Annotated in this window: 1 protein-coding gene; it reads right to left on the bottom strand. The window is 53.9% G+C overall.

Going from position 1 to position 2,276, the window contains the following annotated elements; translation table 11 throughout:
* Window positions 1–2,276: SusC/RagA family TonB-linked outer membrane protein (locus BLX24_RS30020; RefSeq protein ID WP_083422271.1), on the bottom strand; the 2,276-nt coding region annotated here is incomplete at both ends.

The raw sequence follows: 2,276 nt of genomic DNA, 5'->3' as shown, positions 1-2,276 counted from the left end.
CGACGAGTAGTTGTTGAGGAAACCGCCGACGCGGCCGTCGAAGCTGATGCCGATCCGGAAATCCTTGTACCGGAAGTTGTTGGACAAGCCCCAGATAAATTTCGGATCTGTGTAGCCATAAAGGTAGTTGTAGTCACTGGCCAGCGGCAGACCGTTGGCCCGGTGAACCAGATTCCCCTGCGGGTCCGTTACCCAGATCCGGCCGGTATAGGTATCTACGCGTCCGTCTGCCACCGTCCAGGCGTTTTTGGCCGAATAGGTCGGGTCCAGCGATTTGAAATACCGGTGGTTATACGAATAGTTGGCAGTCGCATCCCACTGGAAGTCAGCTTTTTTCATGATATTGGCATCAAGGCTGAGCTCGACACCGCGACGGACGTAGGTCTCGTCGATGTTGATCAGCGTCGTGGTAAAGCCTGAGCCTGACGAAATGCTGGCACTCCGCTGAATGTTGTAGTTGTACTTATTGAAGTACGCGGCGTCGAACTTAAAGCGTTTGCCCAGGAAATACGCCGACATCCCGACTTCCCACGTACGGTTCGTTTCCGGATTTACGGAACCGCCCAGAATGGTGGTCGGATAGGCCGCCGAGTTCAGGTTATCCCAGTCGGCCGTAACGGTTGAATAGGTCTGGTTGGTGGCATATACGCCAAGATCCGTTTTCGACATCGTCCATGAACCACGGACTTTAGCAAAATCCAGCCAGGCTGGTAATGAGTTGACAAACTCACTGACTACCACACTACCCCCTACCGACGGATAGAAATACGAGCGTGAGATTTTCGGCATTGTCGAACTCCAGTCATTCCGGCCGGTAACGTCGAGGAAGATCCGGTTCTGGTACGACAGCGTTGCCTTGCCGTATAAACTGTTTACCTGCTTCCGGTTTGTCCACGTGCTTACGTTCGGCCGTTCTACCGAGTTGTTCAGGGAATAGAAGCCCGGGATCACAATCCCGCCACGGGTGGCACTATAGAGGTCGGCATCTTTCCAGTTATAGATTGTCCCTCCGGCAAGAGCGTCGATGGCAAGGGCACCGAACGTCCGGTTGTAGGTCACAATCGCGTCGCCGTTGAAGCTGTAACCCGTACGCTTGTCAATCGAGTACAGACCGGCGGCATCCCAGCCCCGGGTCGACAGGATATTTGGCGGGTTCCGCTTTGTTTCGTCATTCTGATACCAGTCGAAGCCCGGCCGGATCAAGACTTTGGCGCCCGGGAACAGGGCGAACGTAGCCGTAATGTTGGCATTCATTTTATTCTGTTCAATGCCGTTCAGTTTTTCGTAGGCCATCAGGTACGGGTTATCGTACCAGGCTTTGTAGTGCCAGTTCTGCCGCTCATTCGGAATCAGCCAGTAATCTTTGTACTGGCTCAGGTCAAACTCCGGCCCCATCCACATCAGGATGTTGTAGATATAGCCCTGCGCGCTGTAACCCGACCCGAAAATCTGGGGAGCCGTTTTGCGGTTATACCCGATCTGACTGTTCAGTGAGAACTTATCGCCCACTTTCATTTCGCCGCTGAGGCTGAAATTCAGGGCATTGGCCTGCAGGTTCGGGTACTGGCCTTTGTTATAAATGTGCGTGATGGATGCCCGGACGCTGCCGTTTTCTCCCGACTGACTCAGACTGATGTTGTTGTTTGAGATCATGCCCGGTACCAGGAAGTCGCTGAAGTTGTTTTTGCCGCGTGATGTCAGTTCGGTCAGCTCCGTTTGTTTCGTCAGCGGATTCCACTGCATGGCCTTCTGGCCGATGTCCAGCTTAGCGCCCCAAACGTAGTCAGTCGGATCATACACACCACCTAAACCGGCGCTGTAGCTCGTCTGCACCTTAGGCAGCATCAGGAAACCTGCATTGAACATGTTGTTTGAATTCACCGTTACGGTCAGGCCTTTTGACCCCGCACCGCGTTTTGTCGTAACGATTACCGCACCGCTGCCACCGCGTGAACCATAGAGGGCCGCTGCGGTCGGGCCTTTCAGGACATCGATGCTTTCGATGTCATCCTGCGGGATATTGCTCAGGCTCATGTTGCCGTAGGGTACCCCGTCAATCACGAGCAGAGGGGTTTCGCCGCGTAGCGAGAGACTGGGTGCTTCGTTGAATTCGGTACTGTTTTTAATCCAGAGACCGGAAACCTTACCCGTTAATGAGGTAGCTACGTTGACCCCTTTTACCGTCTGCAGGGTGTTGCCGCTAACTTTCTGTACCGCATAACCCAGAGACCGCTCTTCGCGCTTTACGCCAAGGGCCGTTACGATTACTTCATCGA

This window comes from Arsenicibacter rosenii (assembly GCF_001870735.1).
In the GTDB taxonomy this organism is placed as follows: Bacteria; Bacteroidota; Bacteroidia; order Cytophagales; family Spirosomataceae; genus Arsenicibacter; species Arsenicibacter rosenii.
The sequence above is the reverse complement of the archived record's forward strand: the minus strand, read 5'-3'. Positions and strand labels throughout refer to the sequence as shown.